The sequence below is a fragment of the Leifsonia sp. 10N434 genome, assembly GCF_056394405.1.
The window spans coordinates 25,299-46,704 of the sequence record NZ_JBFTHV010000006.1; the positions used below are offsets into that span (position 1 = coordinate 25,299).

A 21,406-nucleotide genomic window follows, 5' to 3' on the forward strand; every position below is an offset into this window, starting at 1 on the left:
CTCCTCACCCGTGCGCGCACGAGTGTGCGCTCATGCCCGTCGTCACTGCGGAGAAAACAACGAGCCCGAAGCTCCTGCGTCGAATCGGGCGATTTCGACGCAGGAGCTTCGGACTCGATGGTGCGGGCGATCAGAGGTGGTTGGACGCCTCGGTGAGGACCGACTCGAGGATCTGGCGGATCTCGGTGAACTCCTCCGGCCCGATGGTGAGCGGCGGAGCGAGCTGCACGACGGGGTCGCCTCGATCGTCTGCCCGGCAGTACAGGCCGGCATCGAACAGCGCCTTCGACAGGAAGCCGCGCAGCAGGCGCTCCGACTCGTCGTCGTCGAACGTCTCCTTCGTCGCCTTGTCCTTGACGAGTTCTATCCCGAAGAAATACCCGTCGCCGCGGACATCGCCGACGATCGGGAGCGCCAGCAGCTTCTCGAGCTCGGCGCGGAACAGCGGCGAGTTCTCGCGGACCCGCTCGTTGAGCTTCTCCTCCTCGAAGATGTCGAGGTTCTCCATCGCCACGGCGGCCGAGACCGGATGTCCTCCGAAGGTGTAGCCGTGGTAGAACGACGTGTTGCCGTGCTTGAACGGCTCGTACAGCTTGTCGCTGATGATGGTGGCGCCGATCGGCGAGTAGCCGCTCGTCATCGCCTTGGCGCAGGTGATCATGTCGGGTATGTAGCCGTACTCGTCGCAGGCGAACATGTGACCGATGCGGCCGAAGGCGCAGATCACCTCGTCGCTGACCATGAGAACGTCGTACTTGTCGCAGATCTCACGCACGCGCTGGAAGTAGCCGGGGGGAGGCGGGAAGCAGCCACCCGAGTTCTGGACCGGCTCGAGGAAGATCGCCGCGACCGTCTCCGGACCTTCGAACTGGATCATCTCCTCGATGCGGTTCGCCGCCCAGACGCCGAACGCCTCGATGTCGTCGGTCGGGGCACCCATCTCGCCCGCGCGGTAGAAGTTGGTGTTCGGCACGCGGAAGCCGCCCGGCGTCAGCGGCTCGAACATCTCTTTCATGGCCGGGATGCCGGTGATGGCGAGTGCGCCCTGCGGGGTGCCGTGGTAGGCGACAGCACGGGAGAGCACCTTGTGCTTGGTGGGCCGGCCCTGCAGCTTCCAGTAGTACTTGGCGAGCTTGAAGGCCGTCTCGACGGCTTCGCCGCCGCCGGTGGAGAAGAACACCCGGTTGAGGTCGCCGGGCGCGTAGTGCGCGAGCCGGTCGGCCAGCTCGATGGCGTTCGGATGCGCGTACGACCAGATCGGGAAGAAGGCCAGCTCCTCGGCCTGCTTGGCTGCGGCCTGCGCGAGACGCTTGCGACCGTGACCGGCGTTGACCACGAAGAGCCCGGAGAGGCCGTCGATGTAGCGCTTGCCGTGGGAATCCCAGATGTGGTGGCCCTCGCCCTTGGTGATGATCGGCACGCCGTGGCCGTCTTCCATCACCGACTGCCGGGCGAAGTGCATCCACAGGTGGTCGCGGGCCTTGGCCTGCAGGTCCGCCTCGTTGGATGTGATGGGTTCGCCGAACGTTTCTACGGTTGTCATCGTTATCGTGTTCCCCAGTTGTAGAACTGCTTGTGGAGTTTGAGATAGACGAACGTCTCGGTCGACAGCACGCCGTCGAGGGTCCGGATCTCGGAGTTGAGCATCGTGATCAGATCGAGGTCGTTCTCGCAGACCACCTCCGCGAGGATGTCGAACGTCCCCGCCGTGAGGACCACGTAGTCGACGGCCGGCATGGCTGCCAGCTTGTCGGCCACCAGCCGCGTGTCGCCGGTCACCCGCACGCCGATCATGGCCTGGCGGTAGAAGCCGAGCTGCATCGGGTCGGTGACGGCGACGATCTGCATGACTCCCGACTCGGTCAGCTTCTGCACGCGCTGGCGCACAGCAGCCTCGCTGAGACCGACGGCTTTGCCGATCTCGGCGTACGATCGCCGTCCATCGACCTGCAGCTGCTCGATGATCGCTTTCGAGACGTCGTCGATCTGCATGGGTTTGGCGGAGTTCGCTGCCCGAGGGGTGGTCATGGAGCGATTCTGTCAGTGCAAAGGCCGCTGAGCAAGGGAATCCGCACGAATCTGTCCTTTTCGCTATCGAAATCAGTAGACTCCCGGCATGACCTCTGGGATGCCCACGCGTGAACTCCGCAACTTCGTCAACGGCGCTTTCGTCGACTCCCGCGCGAGCGAGCGCATCCCGCTGATCGATCCCGCGACAGAAGAGGTGTACGCCACCTCTCCGGTGTCGACGGCCGACGACGTCGCCGATGCCTACGGCGCCGCCCAGGATGCGTTCGCGGAGTGGGGCGAGACGACTCCGGGGGAGCGCCAGCTGGCCCTGTTCCGGATCGCCGACGCGATGGAGCAGCGCGCCGAGGAGTTCGCCGACGCCGAGTCGCAGGACACGGGCAAGCCGCGCGCGACCCTCGTCGACGACGAGATCCTGCTGTCGGTCGACCAGATCCGGTTCTTCGCCGGTGCGGCGCGCAACCTCGAGGGCCGCTCGGCCGGCGAGTACATGCGGGATCACACCTCGTTCATCCGCCGCGAGCCGATCGGCGTCGTCGGCCAGGTCACCCCCTGGAACTATCCGCTCAACATGGCGGTCTGGAAGTTCGCGCCCGCGCTCGCCGCCGGCAACACCACCGTTCTCAAGCCGTCGGACACCACGCCCCTGTCCACCCTGCTGCTGGCCGAGGTCGCCGCCGAGTTCCTGCCGGCCGGTGTGCTGAACGTCGTCACCGGCGACCGAACGACGGGTGCCGCGATGACCGACAACCCGATCCCGCAGATGATCTCGATCACGGGATCCGTGCGTGCGGGCATGGAGGTGGCACGGGCGGCGTCCTTCGACCTCAAGCGCGTCCACCTCGAGCTCGGCGGCAAGGCGCCCGTGATCGTCTTCGACGACGCGGACATCCAGCAGGCCGTCGAGGGCATCGTGGCGGCCGGATACTTCAACGCCGGCCAGGACTGCACCGCCGCGACCCGGCTGCTCGTGCAGGATGGCATCCACGACGAGTTCGTCGCCGCGCTCGCCGCGTACGCCCGGGCGAACGCGAAGACGGGCGCGCCGGATGAGGACGGCATCCTGTTCGGCCCGGTCAACAACGCCGCCCAGCTCGCGCAGGTCAGCGGCTTCATCGACCGGCTGCCCGATCACGCGAACGTCGCGCTCGGCGGCCACCGCCAGGGCGACCGCGGCTACTTCTACGAGGCGACGATCGTCTCGGGGCTCCGTCAGGACGACGAGGCCGTGCAGAACGAGATCTTCGGTCCGGTGCAGACCGTGCAGAAGTTCAGCGACGAGGCGGAAGCGCTGCGCTGGGCGAACGGTGTGCAGTACGGGCTGGCGTCGTCCGTCTGGACGACCGACCACGGCCGCGCGATGCGGTTCGCCAAGAACCTCGACTTCGGCTGCGTCTGGATCAACACGCACATCCCGATCGTCGCGGAGATGCCGCACGGCGGATTCAAGCACTCGGGTTACGGCAAGGACCTGTCGATGTACGGGTTCGAGGACTACACCCGCATCAAGCACGTCATGAGCTACATCGGGTAGCTTGTGCGCGAACGCAACGGAACACGCAGAAAGGGACGGCCATGAGCATCCGGGAACTGAAGAATTTCGTGGGCGGCGACTACGTCGAATCGACCGCGACGGAGCGGCTCGACATCATCGACCCCGCGACAGAGGAGGTCATCGCCACCACCCCGGTCTCCACGGAGAAAGACGTGGCCGACGCCTTCCGCGCCGCGTCCGGGGCGTTCGCGACCTGGGGGGACACCACGCCGTCGGAGCGCCAGCTGGCACTGTTCCGGTTCGCGGATGCGCTGGAGCGGAACGCCGAGGAGCTGGCGGACGTCGAGGTGAGCAACACGGGTAAGCCGCGCGGCGGCATCGTGGCCGACGAGGTCGAGCCGATGGTCGACCAGGTGCGCTTCTTCGCCGGCGCCGCCCGCAACCTCGAGGGCAAGTCGGCGGGTGAGTACATGAAGGACCACACCTCGTTCGTGCGCCGCGAACCGGTGGGCGTGATCGGCCAGGTCACTCCCTGGAACTATCCGATGATGATGGCGATCTGGAAGATCGCGCCGGCGATCGCCGCCGGGAACACGGTCGTGCTGAAGCCGAGCGATTCGACGCCGGCCTCGACCCTGCTGATGGCGGAGATCGCCTCCGAGTTCTTCCCACCGGGCGTCTTCAACGTCGTCACCGGCAACCGCGACACCGGCCGGGCGCTGGTATCGGACCCGACCCCGCAGATGGTCTCGATCACCGGATCGGTGCGCGCCGGCATGGAGGTCGCCGCGGCGGCGGCCCTCGACCTCAAGCGCACGCACCTCGAGCTGGGCGGCAAGGCGCCGGTGATCGTCTTCAACGACGCCGACATCGCCGCGGCGGCCGAGGGGATCGCGACGGCCGGCTTCTACAACGCCGGCCAGGACTGCACGGCGGCCACCCGCGTTCTCGTGCAGGAGGGTGTGCACGACGAGTTCGTCGCCGCGCTCGCCGAGTACGCACGTGACAATGCCAAGACCGGCGCACCGAACGACGAGGACATCCTCTTCGGCGCCCTGTCGAGCGCCGACCAACTGGTGCGGGTGCAGGGGTTCATCGACCGCCTCCCCGACCATGCGAACGTCGCCCTCGGCGGTCACCGGCAGGGTGACCGCGGCTACTTCCACGAGGCCACGATCATCGACAGCCTGGTGCAGGACGACGAGGCGGTGCAGAACGAGATCTTCGGCCCCGTGATCACGGCGCAGAAGTTCACGGACGAGGCGCAGGCGCTGCGGTTCGCCAACGGCGTGCAGTACGGGCTGGCCTCGTCGGTGTGGACGCAGAACCACTCCGTCGCGATGCGGATGGCCAAGTCGCTCGACTTCGGCTGCGTCTGGATCAACACGCACATCCCGCTGGTCGCCGAGATGCCGCACGGCGGGTTCAAGCACTCGGGCTATGGCAAGGACCTCTCCGCCTACGGGTTCGAAGATTACACTCGGATCAAGCATGTGATGAGCTACATCGGCTCGTAACCCATCGTCTGAGTTCGGGAGGATACCGAAACGTGGCTCCCGGCTTCACCAGGTACGCGCCGGCCGGCGCGCCGTCCCGGTGGCTGTTCGTCGCGGGACTGCGCTTCGTCGCGGTCTTCGACAGCACGGTCTCCGATGAGATCCTCGACGCCGTCTGGTGGCTCGCCGGTTCGGAGCTGGCGACCATCGAGTCGGTCGTCGGGGCGTTCCCGCTGACCGGTCCGGATGCGGTGCGGTCGTTCGCGGTCGCCGAGCTCGCGGAGCCGAACGCGAAGAACGAGGTTCTGGTGACGGCCGTCGTGCGCGGCGCCGCCGTGATCGACGTCTTCTCTGTCGGCGGATCGCGCCGATTCGGGGCGGCGGGCGTTCAGCCGTGGGTGCTCGCGGAGTTCCGGTCCGTGACCGGCCTGGTCCTTGGCGGCGACGATCTCCCGACCGCGCCGGTCGCGCGGGCGAGCGCCGGATCGCTGCCGCTCGGCAGCGGCGTCGTCGACGGGGAGCTGCTGGCGTGGTCGCTCAGCCCGATCGCCTCCGCACCGGCGTCACCGGGTTCCGCGCGAGCCGCCGTCACGGAGGCCGTGCCGAGCGACGACACGGTGATCCGCCCGCGCGGGGCGAGCCTCTTCGACCACGCCGGCGCGCTCCCTGCCGCCGATGGCGAGGTGCCTCCGGTGGAGGCGATCGAGCCCGTCGCGCACGAGCTCCCCGGCGCTTTCGACATCGAAGCGCCATCCGACACGCCGAACGGGGAAGCGCAGTCCGGGGTCGTCGACGACACCGTCGCCGACCATCCGGATGTCGAGGTGCGGGCGCCGGGCCGCTTCGCCGTCCGCATCGGATCGGGGGACATCCTGACCCTCGACCGGCCCGTGCTCGTCGGCCGGCGACCGGCCATGCTCCGTGTCTCGAGCGGGGAGGAACCGCGGCTCGTCGCGGTCGTCTCGCCCGCGCACGAGGTGTCGTCGACCCACGTGCAGATCGAGCAGGTGGGGGACGCCGTGGTCGTCACCGACCTGCGCTCCACGAACGGCACGACCGTGACTCCGGCCGGCGGAGAGGCTTCACGGGTGCGTCCGGGCGAGTCCGTGGTGGTGCTGCCCGGCACGCAGGTCGAGATCGGCGACGGTAATATCATCGAGATCACTGCCGCCAGGGACGAACCGTGATCGACGATTCGCCTGACTCGACAAGAAGAGGACGCGAGTGACCCAGATCGGTCGCAGCAACAGACGCCACACCGTGGTCGTGCCTGGTGACCCCGACGCGCGCATCAGCCTGGCGTGGGCGGCGCTCAGCGACAAGGGCTACCGGCGGTCCGTCAACGAAGACAGCCTCGTCGCCCGGTCGCCGATCTTCGCCGTCGCCGACGGGATGGGCGGCCACACGGCGGGCGACTTCGCCAGCGCCGCTGTCGTGACCAGGCTCGCGGAGCGGGTGCGGGTGGACTTCGTCGACGAGGAGGCGCTGACCTCGGCACTGCGGGCGGCCGTCGACGACATGGGCCGGGGCGTCGGGCACACCGACCTCGGCACCGGCACGACGGTCACCGGCATCGCGCTCACCCTGGTCGACGGCAACCCGTACTGGCTCGTGTTCAACATCGGGGACTCCCGGGTGTACAGCTACCGCGACGGCACCCTCGAGCAGCTCACGCTCGACCACTCGATCGTGCAGGAGCTGCTCGACGCCGGTGCGATCACGCCCGCCGAGGCGGAGGTCCATCCGCACAGCAACGTGATCACCCGCGCCGTCGGCTTCAACGAAGACCCCGTCCCCGATTACTTCCTGCTCCCGATCGTCGCCGGGTCCCGCCTTCTGGTCTGCTCCGACGGACTCACCAAGGAGCTGACCGAGCACGGCATCCGGCACTTCCTCGGCGAGGGGTCGTCGCCGCTCGACGCCGCCCAGCAGCTCATGGACGCCGCTCTCGGCAACGGCGGCCGCGACAATGTGACCGTGGTCGTCGTCGATGTGCTCGCCACCCCGGAGAGCGGTTCGCACCGTCTCGGCGTCGCGCGTCGCGCGGCACGCCGGCACTGAGACGACCCTTCATGGCCCCCGAGTTGGGGGTCTCCGTGGTGCCCCCAGTCCGGGCCCAGAGCCCGGATGCCCAGGGAGCGCTGCCTAGAATAGGGGAACGATTGCCGAGGGGCCCGTGCGGCGGCGCGAGGCGGACCTGAGACCACGAAACCAGCATCTGCGGGTGCACGAGTCGAACCGGGAGGCGATATGGCGCGGCGCCTGCCCTCACAACCGCCGAATCTCCCCGGCTTCTCCTACGTGCGCGTTCTCGGCTCCGGCGGATTCGCCGACGTCTTCCTCTACGAGCAGAACATGCCGCGTCGCCAGGTCGCCGTCAAGGTCATGTTGGCCGAAGTGGTCACCAGCCATGTGAAGCAGATGTTCCAGGCCGAGGCCAACCTGATGGCCCAGCTCAGCACCCACCCGTCGATCCTCACCGTCTATCAGGCGAGCGTCTCGGCCGATGGGCGGCCGTACCTGGTGATGGAGCTGTGCTCCGCCGCCATCGGCCAGCGCTACCGCACCGAGCCGCTCTCGGTTCCCGAGGCGCTCAGCGTCGGCGTGCGCATCGCGAGCGCGGTCGAGACGGCGCACCGGGCGGGCGTGCTGCACCGCGACATCAAGCCCTCCAACATCCTGACGACGGCGTACGGGCATCCCGTGCTCAGCGACTTCGGCATCGCCGCGACGCTCGGCGAGGCCGACGTCACCGAGGCGATCGGTCTCTCCATCCCGTGGTCGGCTCCCGAGGTGCTGCTCGATGAGACGAGCGGGACCATCGCGAGCGAGGTCTGGGCCCTCGGCGCCACGATCTACTCCCTGCTGGCCGGTCGCTCGCCGTTCGAGCTCGCCGGGCGCGAGAACACCTCGTCGGAGCTCATCCAGCGCATCACCAAGGGCCGGCCGCAGCCGATCGGTCGACCGGATGTGCCCCCGCGCCTCGAGCAGGTGCTGATGCGCGCCATGTCGAAGAAGCCCTCCGCTCGGCAGCGCACCGTGCTGGAGTTCATCCGCGAACTGCAGGGCGTCGAGACCGAGCTGGGCCTGCCGCAGACGCCGATCGAGGTGGCGATGGACGACTGGGCGCTCGCCACCGCCGACGACCCGGAGGATCGCACCCGCATCAAGGGCGTCGTCTCCGTCGACCCGGCCGGGGGCCGTCGCCGGCGCCGGCAGTCCTCATCGCAGACGGTCACGCGGGCGCCCACCCGCACGGTGGTGCGCGAGAGCCTCGGCAGCTCTCCCGGCGTGGTCGCCGCCGCGCCTCCCGCGCGCTGGTCGAGGGCGCTGGTGCTCTCGGTCGTCGTCTGCTCGGTGCTCGTGGTCGCCCTCGCGATCACGGCGGTGCTGGTGCTCGTGAAGGTGTCGGCGAACTCCGAGATCCCCACGGTGCGCGACCTCTCCGGGCGTGTGTCGAGCGAGACGATCGTGTTCACCTGGTCCGATCCCGGTCTCCAGGCCGACGACACGTACCAGGTGGCGGTCGGTGACCAGCCGCCGAGCGTGCAGCACGCGACGGAGTTCCGTGTGGACGCGAAGCCCGGCGAGACCGTCTGCGTGACGGTGACGGTCAACCGCGACGGCAAGACGGGGCAGCCGAGCGGCCAGAAATGCGTGGAGAGGGCGGCCGGGCAGTGATGTCCTGGCTCGCCGCCCACAAATCGCTCGTCGCCACAGCGACGAGCGGCACGGCCGTCGTCGCGCTCCTCACCACGCTGGCGGTCGTCTCCGGTGGCTACAGCGCGCAGCGGATGGACCTCAACGACGCGGCGGTGTGGGTGGCGAGTGACGCCAAGAAGTCCCTCGGCCGCGCGAACACCGAGATCGACAAGCTCAATTCGGTCGTCTCGGGAACGGGGGAGGCTCTCGATGTCGCGCAGGACGGCGCGAACGTGCTTCTCATCGACAAGGAGACGAACACCGTCGCCGTCGTCGATCCGGCCACCAGCGAGGCGGGCAAGAGCGTCGCCCTTCCGCCGCGCGATCCCCAGGTGCACCTCGCCGGCGACCATGTGGCCCTCGTCTCGGAGACCACCGGCCAGCTCTGGCTCACCACCGTGAAGCAGCTCGGCGACTTCAACGCGGGCTCAGCGGCAACGATCGACCTGGGCGGCGAGGCGGTCACGACGATGGATCGCAACGGTGTGCTCTACGCGTTCCTCCCCGGCACGAACAAGCTCACCCGCATCGACACGAGCGGAGACGAGCCGGCGACGACGTCGGTGGCCGTCCCCGCGCGCGGTGACGGCGCCAACGATGCCATCACAGTGGCCGGGACCACCTGGGCGGTGTTCGATCCCGACCAGCGGATGCTCTACCTGCCCGGTCGCTCCGTCGACCTCTCGTCGCTGATCGCCACGGGGGAGACCGCCGTGCTGCAGCAGTCCGGCGTCTCCGACGGCGCGGTCTGGCTGGCCACGACCTCCGGCGCCGTCCGCGTGCCGCTCGACGGGAGCAAGCCGTCCAAACCATTCACGGCGGCCACCGGTGCGCCCGCCGCCCCGGCGACGGTCGGGAACTGCACGTACACGGCGTGGACGGGCGGGGAGACCTGGCGCACCTGTACCGGGGGCGGATCGGACGAGCCGGGAACGCTCAGCCAGGTGCCGAGCGCCGCAGCACTGACCTTCCGGGCGAACGGCGACCGCGTCGTGGTGAACGACACGAAGTCGGGCGTCGCCTGGGCGGTGCAGAGCGGGAACGCCCGCATCGACAACTGGGACGAACTCGTCACCAAGAACACCACGAAGGAGCTCGTCGACCAGCGCAAGCAGGACACGGCGCCGCAGTATCAGAAGCAGCAGCAGCCGCCCGTCGCGGTCGCCGATGCGTTCGGAGCACGGCCGGGACGCGTCACTCCGCTCCCCGTGCTCCTCAACGACTACGACCCCAACGGTGACGTGCTGGTCATCGACTCCTTCACCGCGATCCCGGCCGAGCAGGGCACGATCGAGCTGACGAACAGCAACCAGCAGCTGCAGATCACGCTGCCGGACACCGCACACGGATCGATCGCCTTCGACTACACCATCTCCGACGGCCGAGGCGGAACGGCCTCGGCCCACGTGGTCGTCTCGGTGCGCACGCCGACCGAGAACTCGCCCCCGGTCTGCGCGAGGACGGCGAAGGCCGTCGTGCAGTCGGGAGGACGGGTGAGCAGCCAGGTGCTCGGCGACTGCTACGACCCGGATGGCGACTCGTTCTTCCTCGCCGGCGCGACCGTCGCCGCGCCAGACACGGTGACCTTCACCCCTCAGGGTCAGGTGGCCTTCTCCGACCACGCGCAGGGCGGCAGCCTCAAGGACGTCTCGTTGATCGTCTCGGACGCCCGTGCCCAGGGCACGGGCAGCCTCGCCGTCACCGTGCGGCCGCCCGGCCAGGTGCCGATCATCGCCGATCCGTTCGCCGTGCTGGCGTACCAGGATCAGGAGGTGACCGTGCAGCCGCTCGCGCACGTGCGCGGCGGCACCGGCACCGTGCGACTGAGCAATGTCCCGACGAAGGCTGACGCGACGCTCACGCCCGACTACCAGGGCGGGAGCTTCCGGTTCGACAGCGCCCAGGTCGGATCGCACAATATCGAGTACACGGTGACGGACGGCGTGATCACGACGACGGGCACCGTGCGCATCGACGTCAAGGCGCCTCCGGGGGCGAAGACGGCGCCGATCGCCGTGCCGCACACCGCCTTCATCCGCGAGCAGACGACCCAGGACGTCGATGTGCTCTCCACGGACATCGACCCGTCCGGCGGCGTCCTCCTGGTCACGGGCGTCACGCCGCCGCCGGTGGCGGCCGGTGTGCGCGTCGAGATCCTCGGTCAGCGCACCCTCCGCGTGACGCTGAACCGTCCGCTCGACGGACCGATCGACTTCCACTACCGGCTCAGCAACGGTCTCGCCGAGGCCGTCGGAACGGTCACGGTCGTACAGCTGCCTCCCCTGACCGTGCACCAGCCGCCGATCGCCGCGCCCGACGCGGTCTCGGTGCGGGTGGGCGACGTCGTGGACATCCCGGTGCTCGCCAACGACGTGCAGCCGGACGGCGACAAGCTGACCCTCGACCCGAAGCTGGCCACGCCGCTGCCGGCGGGCGCCGGTCTGCTGTTCGCGAGCGGTGACTCGCTCCGCTACCTGGCGCCGTCGAAACCGGGCAACTTCACGGCCGCCTACCGGGTGGTGGGCGAGGACGGCCAATGGGCGACCGCCGACGTCACGCTCTCGGTGCGCGAGCGCGACGAGGCGACGAACAATCCGCCCGTTCCCAAGACGGTGACCTCCCGCGTCCTCGCGGGCGACGTGGTGCGGGTGACCGTCCCGCTCTCCGGGATCGACCCGGATGGCGACTCGGTGCAGTTCATCGGGCAGGAGACCAACCCGCAGAAGGGCGCCGTCATCGCATCCGGACCCGACTGGATGGACTACCAGGCGGGCGACTACGCCGCGGGGACCGACACCTTCACCTACGCCGTGGTCGACGCGCTCGGCGCCAGGGCGACCGGCACGGTGCGCGTCGGCATCGCGTCGCGGGTCGACGGCGCGCGCAACCCGGTCGCGGTCGAGGACGACGTGAAGGTGCGACCGGGCAAGACGCTCTCCATCCAGGTGCTCGCGAACGACAGCGACCCCGACGGCAGCCCGCTCGGCGTGACCCAGGTGCGGTCGCTCGACGGCAAGGCCAAGGCGACGATCAAGGGCGACCTCGTGGTGGTCACGGCGCCCAAGGCCGAGGCCACGTACAGCTTCCTCTACACGATCCAGAACGAGCGGGGCGGATCGAGCGAGAACTTCATCAGGGTCACGGTGAGCGCAGATGCCCCGCTTGCGCGCCCTGTCGCCGACGACACGGTGCTCGGGCTCTCCGACATCCTCGGCAAAGACCACGTGAACGTCAACGTGCTCGCGAACGTGTTCTTCGCCGACGGTCCGGTGTCGACGCTCGACCTCCAGGTCGTGCCCGGCTACGGTCACAATGCCGAGGTGACGGCCGGCAAGCGCATCCGGGTCGCGGTCACGGCGAAGAGCCAGATCATCCCGTTCAAGGTCTCCAATCCGGAAGACGCGTCGATCTCCGGCTACGCGTTCGTGCGGGTGCCCGGCTACGACGACGCCCTGCCGCAGGTGAAACGCGGCACGACCCGGCTCCAGGTGGCCAGTGAGAAGACGCTCACCATCCATCTGAACGACTACATCGTCGCCGTCGGCAACCGCTCGGTACGACTGACGGACGCCGCGACCGTGCGCGCGACGCACGCCAATGGCGACGACCTGGTCGTGAACGACGACACGCTGCAGTTCACGAGCAGCTCACGCTACTTCGGGCCGGCGTCCATCTCGTTCCAGGTGACCGACGGGTCGTCGGCGACCGATCCGAAGGGCAACGTCGCGACGATCGTGCTGCCGATCACGGTGACGGCGCGGCAGAACCAGCCACCGGTGTTCACAGGGGCGCTGATCGACTTCGAGCCGGGCCAGTCGAAGACAGTCGACCTCGCCAAGCTGACCAGCTACCCGTACGAGAAGGATCGCGGCGAGCTCGAGTTCACCATTCAGGACCCGAAACCGGTCGGCGCCAGCGCGACGCTCACTGGGCAGAAGCTCACGATCTCGGTCGACGAGGGAACGGCGAAGGGCGCGCATCCCTCGATCGCGATCGGGGTGAAGGACGCGGTCAACACCGGACAGGCCGGGCGCATCGACCTCAACGTCGTGCCGTCGACGCGCCCGATCGCGAGCCCGGCGGCCGACAAGGTCATCGCGCCGCGCGGCAAGACCACCGTCGTCGATGTGCTGGCGAACGACGAGGCGACGAATCCGTTCCCCGGAAAGCCGCTGCGCGTGATCGGCGTGCGCGGCCTGGGCAGCGGTAACGTGCCGGCCGGTGTCGTCATCACACCGAGCGCGGACAAGTCCACCCTGAGCGTCACGGTCGCCGCCGACGCCGAGCCGGCGGACACGACCCTCCAGTACGAGGTCGCCGACGCGACGGGCGATCCCGACCGGTACGCGTGGGGAACGGTCGCGATCTCCGTGCAGGACCGCCCTGCGCCGGTGTCGAACGTGCAGGTGCTGAACTTCGCCGACCGCTCGCTCACCTTCTCCTGGATCCCCGGCGCGTTCAACAACTCGCCGATCACGGGCTTCGACGTCAACGTCACCCGCAGCGCCACCGGCCAGCTGGTCTCGACGACCACGTGCACCACCACCACCTGCGCCATCCCGACGCCGGGCAACGGTCCTGACAACGCCGTGACCGTCGCCGTCTCCGCACGCAACGCGCTCGGGCTGTCGGATCCGACGCCGTACGCCGAGAGCGTGTGGTCCGACGTCATCCCGGCCGCGCCGAGCGGTGTCTCCGCCCAGCCGCTCGACCACGGGCTGCGCTTCACCTGGACCAAGCCGGCGACCGTCCCGGGTTCGAGCCCGATCACCTCGTACCTGGTCTCGGTCGGCGGCGTGACCTCGTCGCTCTCGGTCGCACGCGGGGACGCGGTCGGCACCGCCTACTCGCTGAACGTCACGGATGCGGGCATCGCCAACGGTGCGTCCATCGGCTACGCGATCTCGTCGCGCAACGACTTCTACGCTGGCCGCACGACATGGAACCAGACGCAGGGGAGCGGCGTGCCTGCCGGGCCGCCCCAGCAGACGGGCACCGCGCCGGTGGCGACGCCGAGCATGACGGACGGAACCACGGCCACCCTCAGCTGGCCCGGCGTCTTCTCGGACAACGGCGCGTCGATCTCGCGCTACTTCGCCGGCTACTACGAGGGCGGAACTGCACCCTCGTGTACCGTCACGGGTGTCGAGAGCGGAAACCCTCAGCTTCAGGTCGGCTCGGGGCTGACCGGCACCGACGGCAGTTCGATGTCGTTCTCGAATCTGAGCGCGAACCACAACTACTCGTTCATCGTCTACGCCTACAACGGACAGGGCTGCACGCCGAGCGCCGTCGTCAGCGCGACCCCGCGCCGAGCGCCCGCGATGGCCACCGGCGCCACCGTCTCCGGGCAGCTGGTGGCCAACGGCACCGGCATCTGGGACTTCAACCTCGAGAACCTGGCCTACGCCGCGGGGAGCGGAAGCGGAACGACCCAGGTGTTCTACCACCTGCTCGGCGCCGACGGCAGCAGCGAGGCCGGCTCCCTGAACGCCACGAACGGTGTGCTGAGCGGCACGAACAGCCACTACGGAGTGGATCTCACCCTGCGGATCGACCGGATCTGCGAGGTCTACGAGGGCGGGTCACGGCTCTGCAGCCCGCAGGGCGATACGTACAGCCAGCATCTGGGAGTTGCGGCCAGCGCGAACATCGACGGCTTCAACTTCGCCCCCGACCCCGTCACGAACCTCGGAACGTTCACCTGGACCGGGTGGCCGACGGGTTCGTACGACTCGGTCACCTACACCTGCGGCGACGGCGTGCAGTATCCGATGCCGGCCGCCGGCAGCACGGCGAGCTGCGTCGTCCCGGACGGCGTGCAGCCGGTGCTCCGGATCTCCGTCGGGGCGAACGGGCAGACCTACACGCGCGACTACGGACCGACAGGGTGACGGGCCGCCGACCCGGCATACTGATGGACAGCAACCTTGACGAGTGAGGTGAGTGTGGAGACGTTCACGCAGACGACGGAGAGAAACCAGAGCATGACCATGACCCCTGAGCAGGCCACCTGGTTCTCCGGTGTGTTCGACCGTCTCGTGTCGAACATCGATGTCGTGCTGCTCGGCAAGAGCCACATCATCCGGCTGGCGCTCACGGCGCTGTTCAGCGAGGGCCACCTACTGCTCGAGGACTTCCCCGGGACCGGCAAGACCTCCCTCGCCCGCGCCATCGCGGAGAGCGTGCGCGGCACGAGCAACCGCGTGCAGTTCACGCCCGATCTGCTGCCCGGCGACATCACCGGCGTCAACATCTTCGACCAGCGCAGCGGGGCGTTCGAGTTCCACCGCGGACCGGTGTTCGCGAACATCGTGCTGGCCGACGAGATCAACCGGGCGAGCCCGAAGACGCAGTCCGCCCTGCTCGAGGTCATGGAAGAGGGGCAGGTCACCGTCGACGGCGTGCGCCACATGGTGGGCGCCCCCTTCATGGTGATCGCGACCCAGAACCCGATCGAGCAGGCGGGCACCTACCGGCTGCCGGAGGCGCAGCTCGACCGCTTCCTCATGAAGGCCTCGATCGGCTACCCCGACCACGAGGCCACCCTGCGCATCCTCGAAGGCTCCGACCGCAAGGCGCACGAAGTGATCGTGCCGGAGGTCATCGGGGCGACGACGGTCGTGGAGATGGGCACGATGGCGCGCACCGTGCACGTCGATGCCAGCATCAACGACTACGTCTCCCGGCTGGTCGACGCCACCCGCACGGCCGACGAGGTGCGCCTCGGCGTGAGCGTGCGCGGCGCGCTCGCGCTCCTGCGCGCGTCGAAGACGATGGCCGCGTCGCTGGGCCGCTACTACGTGACGCCCGACGACGTGAAGGCCCTCGCGGAGCCGGTGCTCGCGCACCGCCTCGTGCTCGACCCCGAGGCGGAGTTCGAGGGTGTCACCACCTCGAGCGTCGTGGCCCAGATCCTCATCGAGACACCGCCGCCGACTGATCGGCCCGCCGTGTGACGAACACCGTCAGTCGAACCCAGGTCGAGCTCACCAACGCACGCGCACGTATCGTCGGCACCCGCGACGGGAGGCTGGCGGACGCCATCGTGTGGCTGGTGCGTTCGACGCGCGTGCTGTGGTCGGCGGTCGCCACCGGTTGGCGCTGGCTGAGCGGCCTGATCACCGCCCTCGGCTGGTCGATGATCGCCGTCGCCGTGCTCGCCCTTCTCTCCGGCTACCTGTTCGGCTGGACCGAGGCCGTGGTGATCGGCTGGACGGCCGTCGCGATGCTCGTCGTCGCCACGGTCTACCTGGCCGGTCGCAACGCCTATCAGGTGCATCTGGCTCTGCCCGCGAACAGAGTCGTGGTCGGCGACAAGGCGCCGGGCGAGGTGACCGTCAGGAACCCCACCAGGCGGCGGCTCCCCGGTGTGCGCGTCGAGGTGCCCGTCGGTCACGGCCTCGCGGAGTTCGCCTCGCCGTCGCTGGGACGCGGCGACGAGCACACCGATGTCTTCCTGGTGCCGACCACGCGTCGCGGCATCGTGCCGATCGGACCGGTGCGGACCGTTCGCGCCGACCCAGTCGGACTGCTGCGACGCGAGGTGGTCTGGGCCGAGTCGCTCGATCTCTTCGTTCATCCGCGCACGATCGCCATCCCGAGCATGAGCACGGGCTTCGTGCGCGACCTCGAGGGCGCACCGACGCGCGACCTCACCGCGAGCGACGTCGCCTTCCACGCACTGCGCGAGTACGTCCCCGGCGACGAGCGACGCAACATCCACTGGAAGAGCACGGCCAAGACCGGCAGCTACATGGTGCGGCAGTTCGAGGAGACCCGGCGCAGCCACCTGCTGGTCGCGCTCAGCCTGTCGGCGTCGGACTACGCGGATGAGGAGGAGTTCGAACTCGCCGTGAGTGCCACCGGCTCCCTCGGTGTCCGCGCGCTCACGGACTCGCGCACCCTATCGGTGGTCGCGAGCGCTCTCACGCCCGACTTCGCGAAGCGGGCGGTGCACAGCGTGCGGCGGGTGAGCACCGTCAACCGCGGCCGGCTCCTCGACGACCTCGCGGGCGTCGAGCTGGCGCAGACCGCACTGCGCATCACAGAGCTCGCCCGTGTCGCCTCCGAGGGCGCCGCCGGAATCTCGATCGCCTTCCTGATCTGCGGTTCGAGCGTCACCGCCGCCCAGCTGCGCGCGGCCTCCCTGCACTTCCCGCTCGGCGTGGATGTCGTCGCCGTCGTCTGCTCGGCCGGAGCGGTTCCCTCTCTCCGCCGCGTCACGGAGCTGAGCGTGCTCACCATCGGGTTCCTCGAAGACCTGCAGAAGAGCCTCGCCAAGCGGATGGCGGCCTGAGATGAACCGGATGCGCGTGCGACCCGCGGTCGTGACGATGCTGTTCTCCCTCGCGGCCACAGCGCTCGCCGCCTGGTCGTTCTGGGGCGTCTACCAGTCGGCCGCGTTCGTCGTGATGCTGGGCGGGACCCTGCTACTGGGCGGTGCGATCGCCGTGCTCGGGGCCGTGTTCCGGTGGCCGAGCATCGTGATCGCCCTCCTCGTGGTCGTCGTGTTCCTCGGCGCCGGCGTGCAGCTCGCGGTGCCAGGGCAGGCCTCGGCCGGCGGCCTGCTTCCGACCTGGCCGGGCTTCGTCGACCTGGTGCAGGCGACCTGGCTCAGCTGGAAGCAGCTCGTCACGATCTCTTTGCCCGTCGGGTCGTACCAGGCGCTGCTGGTGCCGGCGTTCATCCTGACACTGCTCTCGATCGTCGTCTCGGCGTCCATCGGCCTGCGCGCTCGGCACGGAGAGCTCGGCGCCATCCCGCCCATGGTGCTGCTGCTCGCCGGGGTGCTGCTCGGCTCGGCGACCGCGCCCGTGCCGCTCTGGCTCAGCCTCACTCTGCTGACCGTGCTGCTGGCCTGGACGATGTGGCTGCGCTGGCAACGGCGGTCGGAGGCGATCAGGAGCCTCGCCGAACAGAGCGGGATGGCGGTCGAGTCGCCGCGCGAGCGTCGCTTCGTCGGCGCGCGCACGGTCGCCGGGGCTGCGGTCATCCTGGTGGTCGCGGGCGTCGCGGGCACCGCTGCGAGCCTGCTGCTGCCCGCGCACAACGACCGGCAGGTGGTGCGCACCGCTGTCGAGCAGCCGTTCGACCCGCGCGCCTATCCGAGCCCGCTGAGCGGATTCCGTGCCTATCTCGAGCCGGCGAAGGCCGAGGAGCCCATGCTGACCGTTCGGGGCATCCCCGCCGACCGGCGCATCCGGATCGCGACTCTCGACACCTACGACGGCGTGACGTACTCGGTGGGCAACGACGACGTCACCAGCGCGTCCGGATCGTTCACCAGGATGCCGTACCGGCTCGATCAGCCCAGGGCCGGCGGCACCGCCGACCGCCTCGACGTCACGGTGCGCGGCTACACCGGCCCCTGGGTGCCCGGCAGCGGCCAGCTGGAGCAGGTGACGTTCGCCGGGTCCGACGCGAGCGACCTCACCGACTCGTTCTTCTACAACGACGTGACCGGGACCGCCGCGGTGACCCGCGGGCTCCGCGCCGGCGACAGCTACACGCTGGACACCGTCGTGAAGCCGCAGTTCACCGGCGATCAGCTGGCGAAGACCACCCCCGGCAGCGCGGAGGTGCCGAAGCCGACGGTCGTCCCCGACGAGTTGCAGCAGACCCTGCAGAAGTACACCGCAGGAGTGACCGGCACCGGCGCCCGTCTCGCTGCCGCGCTGAAGGGCCTCGCCGAGAACGGCTACATCAGCCACGGGATCGCTCCGGACGAGCCGCCGAGCCGCTCGGGCCACGGCGCCGACCGCATCACGGAGCTGCTGACCGACATCCCGATGCTCGGCGACCAGGAGCAGTACGCGGTGACCGCGGCGCTGATGGCGAGGCAGCTCGGCTTCCCGGCGCGCGTCGTCATCGGCTTCGTCGCCCCGGAGGTCACCGCCGCCGGACAGTCGGCGACCCTCACCGGGTCGGACGTCTCAGCATGGATCGAGGTGCAGACCAGGCAGAGCGGCTGGGTCACCGTCGATCCCACGCCGCCGGTGCGGCCCGTGCCTCCGAAGAAGCCGGATCAGCCCACCCAGATCTCGCGCCCCCAGACCAACGTGCAGCCCCCGGTCGACGACACGCCCACCCAGCGCGAGGAGCCGCCGCAGGCGCAGGTCGACACGTCGGATCAGCAACCCCCCAATCCCGTTCTCGACACCATCCTCGGCGTGCTCGTCATCGTCGGCTGGGTGCTGCTGGTGCTCGCGGTGCTCGCCGCGCCGTTCCTCGCGGTGATCGGAGCCAAATGGCGGCGTCGCACGCTGCGGCGGTCGGCCCCGACGGCGCTGGAGCGGATCTCCGGCGGCTGGCGCGAGTTCGCGGACGCCGCCCTCGACCACGGCTACGATCCTCCGCCGGCGGCGACCCGCCGTGAGATGGCGACGACGATCGGCGGCTCCCGGGCTGCGGCCCTCGCCGGCGTCGCCGACCGCGCGGTGTTCAGCCCGACGGCTCCGTCGCCGGCCGAGGCCGACTCCGTCTGGCGTGCCGTCGACGATCTGCGACATGCGCTGGCCAAGCGGGAGACCCGCTGGAAACGGTTCGTCGCTGCGATCTCCCTGCGATCCCTCGGCTACCGTGGGTGGGGTACCAACAGAAAGAAAGGCAGACCGTGACCTGTCGGGTGTGTGGCAGCGAATTGGCCGAGGGCACGCTGTTCTGCCCATCGTGTGGAAGCTCCGTGACGGCGACGCGTGTGCGCCCGCCGTCGATCGCGGACTCGCGGCCGTCGGACACGACCATCGTCGAGCCGTTGCCGAAGCCGGCCGTCGCCGGTCGTTTCCTCGACGACGACGGCCTGCCGGAGACCCAGGCGATGACGATCGTGCCGATCGAATCGGCGCCGCCCGTCGCAGCCCCGCCGGCGCGTTACACGCTCAGCTTCTCGACCGGCGACAGCATCGAGGTCGGCGGGTCCGGCCTCATCGGCCGACGCCCGATCACCCAGCCGGGCGAGCAGGTCGATCAGCTCGTCGCAGTGAACGACCCGACGCGATCGGTCTCGAAGACGCATCTCGAGTTCGGGATCGAGGCGGGGGAGCTCTGGATCTGCGACCGATACTCCGGCAACGGCACGGTCGCCCGGCCGCTCGGTGCAGAGGCGCGCCAATGCGATGCCGGACGCCGGTACCGGGTGACGCGCGGGACGCGGGTCGAGATCGGCGATCAGTGGTTCGACGTCAGCTGACGAACGGGCGACGGACGCCCGGGCGTCCCGGCTGAGCCGCTCAGGAGAGCGCTGACTCCAGGGTCGCCGCCGTGAGGCCGTGCGCGTCGGCCACCGCGGCATTGGTGACCCGGCCCGCGTGGGTGTTGAGCCCGAGTGCGAGTGACGGGTCCGCCGCGAGCGCGTCACGCCAGCCGCGGTTCGCGATCGCGCGCGCATACGGGAGCGTGGCGTTCGTGAGCGCGTAGGTCGAGGTGTGCGGGACCGCGCCGGGCATATTCGCGACGCAGTAGAACAGCGACTGGTGCACGGTGAACGTGGGGTCCGCGTGCGTCGTGGGGTGCGAGTCGGCGAAGCAGCCGCCCTGGTCGACCGCGATGTCGACGAGTACGCTCCCTGGCTTCATGCGCGACACCAGCTCGTTGCTGACCAGCTTGGGCGCCTTCGCGCCGGGCACCAGCACCGAACCGATCACGAGGTCGGAGGCGACGACCGCCTTGTCGATCTCGAAGCTGTTCGAGGCGATGGTCTTGATGCGGCCCGCGTACAGAGCGTCGAGCTCACGCAGCCGCGCGATGTTGGTGTCGAGCACGGTGACCTCGGCGCCGAGGCCGACGGCGACGCCGATGGCGTTCGTGCCCGCGACACCGCCGCCGAGCACGGTGACGACGGCGGGGTGGGTTCCCGGGACGCCGGGCACCAGCAGCCCGGGGCCGCCGTTCGGCTTCAGCATCGTGTTGGCGCCGACGATCGGCGCGAGCCGGCCGGCCACCTCGCTCATCGGAGCGAGCAGGGGGAGGGCGCGGTTCGGAAGCTGCACCGTCTCGTAGGCGATCGCGGTGACCTGAGCGTCGATGAGGGCGCGGGTGAGCGACTCCTCCGCGGCGAGATGCAGATAGGTGAACAGCACGAGACCGGGACGGAAGTAGCCGTATTCGCTCTCGATCGGCTCCTTGACCTTCAGAACGAGATCCGCGATCTGCCAGGTGCTCGCGGCATCCGGCAGGATCGTCGCGCCGGCGGAGACATAGAGCTCGTCGGGGATGGACGAGCCGACCCCGGCCTCCGTCTCGACGAACACCTCGTGACCGTTCGCCACCAGATCGTGGACCCCGGCCGGTGTGATCGCCACCCGGAACTCGTTGTTCTTGATTTCGCGGGGGATCGCGACCTTCATGAGGCTCCTAACACGTCGACGTGGGTGGTTCGCACCTCACCCTAGCCGCAACCGACCGACGATTTCGACCGGATTTCGTGCAATCGGCTGCTGATTTCGTAAATTCTGTGTGACGAAATCGTCGATTTCGCCAGCGCACTCGGCAGTGGAGATCGGTACTGCCGCCCAGTGGACCGCCCGTTCTGCGGTTTCCCGCGCGGAATGGGCGGAACGGAACGGATTTCGTAAAGATTGTGTTTCCAAATGGCCGATTTGCTCCCTAACTGCTGCGCATCGCTTCGTCGTATGCCAGGATCATCCCACCGCGACGGCGCGGGCCCTCGTCAGAGCGAATGTTG

Annotated in this window: 13 protein-coding genes; 10 read left to right on the forward strand and 3 right to left on the reverse strand. The window is 69.3% G+C overall.

Annotated elements, in window-relative coordinates:
* Positions 1-130 precede the first annotated feature (130 nt).
* The gene (locus AC1DB1_RS15170) at positions 131-1,543 is read right to left on the reverse strand and encodes an aspartate aminotransferase family protein (protein ID WP_477201396.1); all 1,413 of its coding nucleotides are present in this window, start codon (positions 1,541-1,543) and stop codon (positions 131-133) included.
* Positions 1,544-1,545: 2 nt separating this feature from the next.
* On the reverse strand, positions 1,546-2,028 hold the full coding sequence (locus AC1DB1_RS15175) for an Lrp/AsnC family transcriptional regulator (protein ID WP_271178049.1): 483 nt from the start codon (positions 2,026-2,028) through the stop codon (positions 1,546-1,548).
* Between the two features lie 100 nt (positions 2,029-2,128).
* On the opposite strand from AC1DB1_RS15175, the gene AC1DB1_RS15180 reads away from it, so the two are divergent.
* The 10 genes from AC1DB1_RS15180 (at position 2,129) to AC1DB1_RS15225 (ending at position 19,912) form a co-directional block, all read left to right on the forward strand.
* Positions 2,129-3,562: a gamma-aminobutyraldehyde dehydrogenase gene (locus AC1DB1_RS15180; RefSeq protein ID WP_477201553.1), complete on the forward strand. Its 1,434-nt coding sequence runs from the start codon at positions 2,129-2,131 to the stop codon at positions 3,560-3,562.
* A gap of 41 nt (positions 3,563-3,603) precedes the next feature.
* Positions 3,604-5,040: an aminobutyraldehyde dehydrogenase gene (locus AC1DB1_RS15185; RefSeq protein WP_477201397.1), complete on the forward strand. Its 1,437-nt coding sequence runs from the start codon at positions 3,604-3,606 to the stop codon at positions 5,038-5,040.
* A 32-nt stretch (positions 5,041-5,072) separates the two neighbouring features.
* On the forward strand, positions 5,073-6,206 hold the full coding sequence (locus AC1DB1_RS15190) for an FHA domain-containing protein (protein WP_477201398.1): 1,134 nt from the start codon (positions 5,073-5,075) through the stop codon (positions 6,204-6,206).
* A gap of 37 nt (positions 6,207-6,243) precedes the next feature.
* The gene (locus tag AC1DB1_RS15195; RefSeq protein WP_477201399.1) at positions 6,244-7,080 is read left to right on the forward strand and encodes a PP2C family protein-serine/threonine phosphatase; all 837 of its coding nucleotides are present in this window, start codon (positions 6,244-6,246) and stop codon (positions 7,078-7,080) included.
* A 189-nt stretch (positions 7,081-7,269) separates the two neighbouring features.
* Entirely contained in the window at positions 7,270-8,700 is a 1,431-nt protein-coding gene (locus AC1DB1_RS15200) for a serine/threonine-protein kinase (protein WP_271178053.1), read from the forward strand.
* Positions 8,700-14,615, forward strand: coding sequence for an Ig-like domain-containing protein (locus AC1DB1_RS15205; RefSeq protein ID WP_477201400.1), 5,916 nt, complete (start codon positions 8,700-8,702; stop codon positions 14,613-14,615). The genes AC1DB1_RS15200 and AC1DB1_RS15205 overlap by 1 nt, the downstream gene beginning before the upstream one ends.
* Before the next feature lie 93 nt (positions 14,616-14,708).
* Positions 14,709-15,680 carry an AAA family ATPase gene (locus AC1DB1_RS15210; protein ID WP_271178055.1) on the forward strand — a complete coding sequence of 324 codons (972 nt, stop codon included), beginning with the start codon at positions 14,709-14,711 and terminating at the stop codon, positions 15,678-15,680.
* Positions 15,677-17,020 (forward strand): DUF58 domain-containing protein, encoded by a 1,344-nt coding sequence (locus tag AC1DB1_RS15215; RefSeq protein ID WP_477201401.1) that lies wholly within the window; start codon positions 15,677-15,679, stop codon positions 17,018-17,020. Before AC1DB1_RS15210 ends, AC1DB1_RS15215 begins: the two co-directional genes overlap by 4 nt.
* A gap of 10 nt (positions 17,021-17,030) precedes the next feature.
* On the forward strand, positions 17,031-19,340 hold the full coding sequence (locus tag AC1DB1_RS15220) for a transglutaminase-like domain-containing protein (protein ID WP_477201402.1): 2,310 nt from the start codon (positions 17,031-17,033) through the stop codon (positions 19,338-19,340).
* Between the two features lie 65 nt (positions 19,341-19,405).
* The gene (locus AC1DB1_RS15225) at positions 19,406-19,912 is read left to right on the forward strand and encodes a hypothetical protein (protein ID WP_477201403.1); all 507 of its coding nucleotides are present in this window, start codon (positions 19,406-19,408) and stop codon (positions 19,910-19,912) included.
* A gap of 40 nt (positions 19,913-19,952) precedes the next feature.
* On the opposite strand, the gene ald is transcribed toward AC1DB1_RS15225, so the two are convergent.
* Positions 19,953-21,068 (reverse strand): alanine dehydrogenase, encoded by a 1,116-nt coding sequence (gene ald, locus AC1DB1_RS15230; RefSeq protein ID WP_477201404.1) that lies wholly within the window; start codon positions 21,066-21,068, stop codon positions 19,953-19,955.
* Positions 21,069-21,406: the final 338 nt, after the last annotated feature.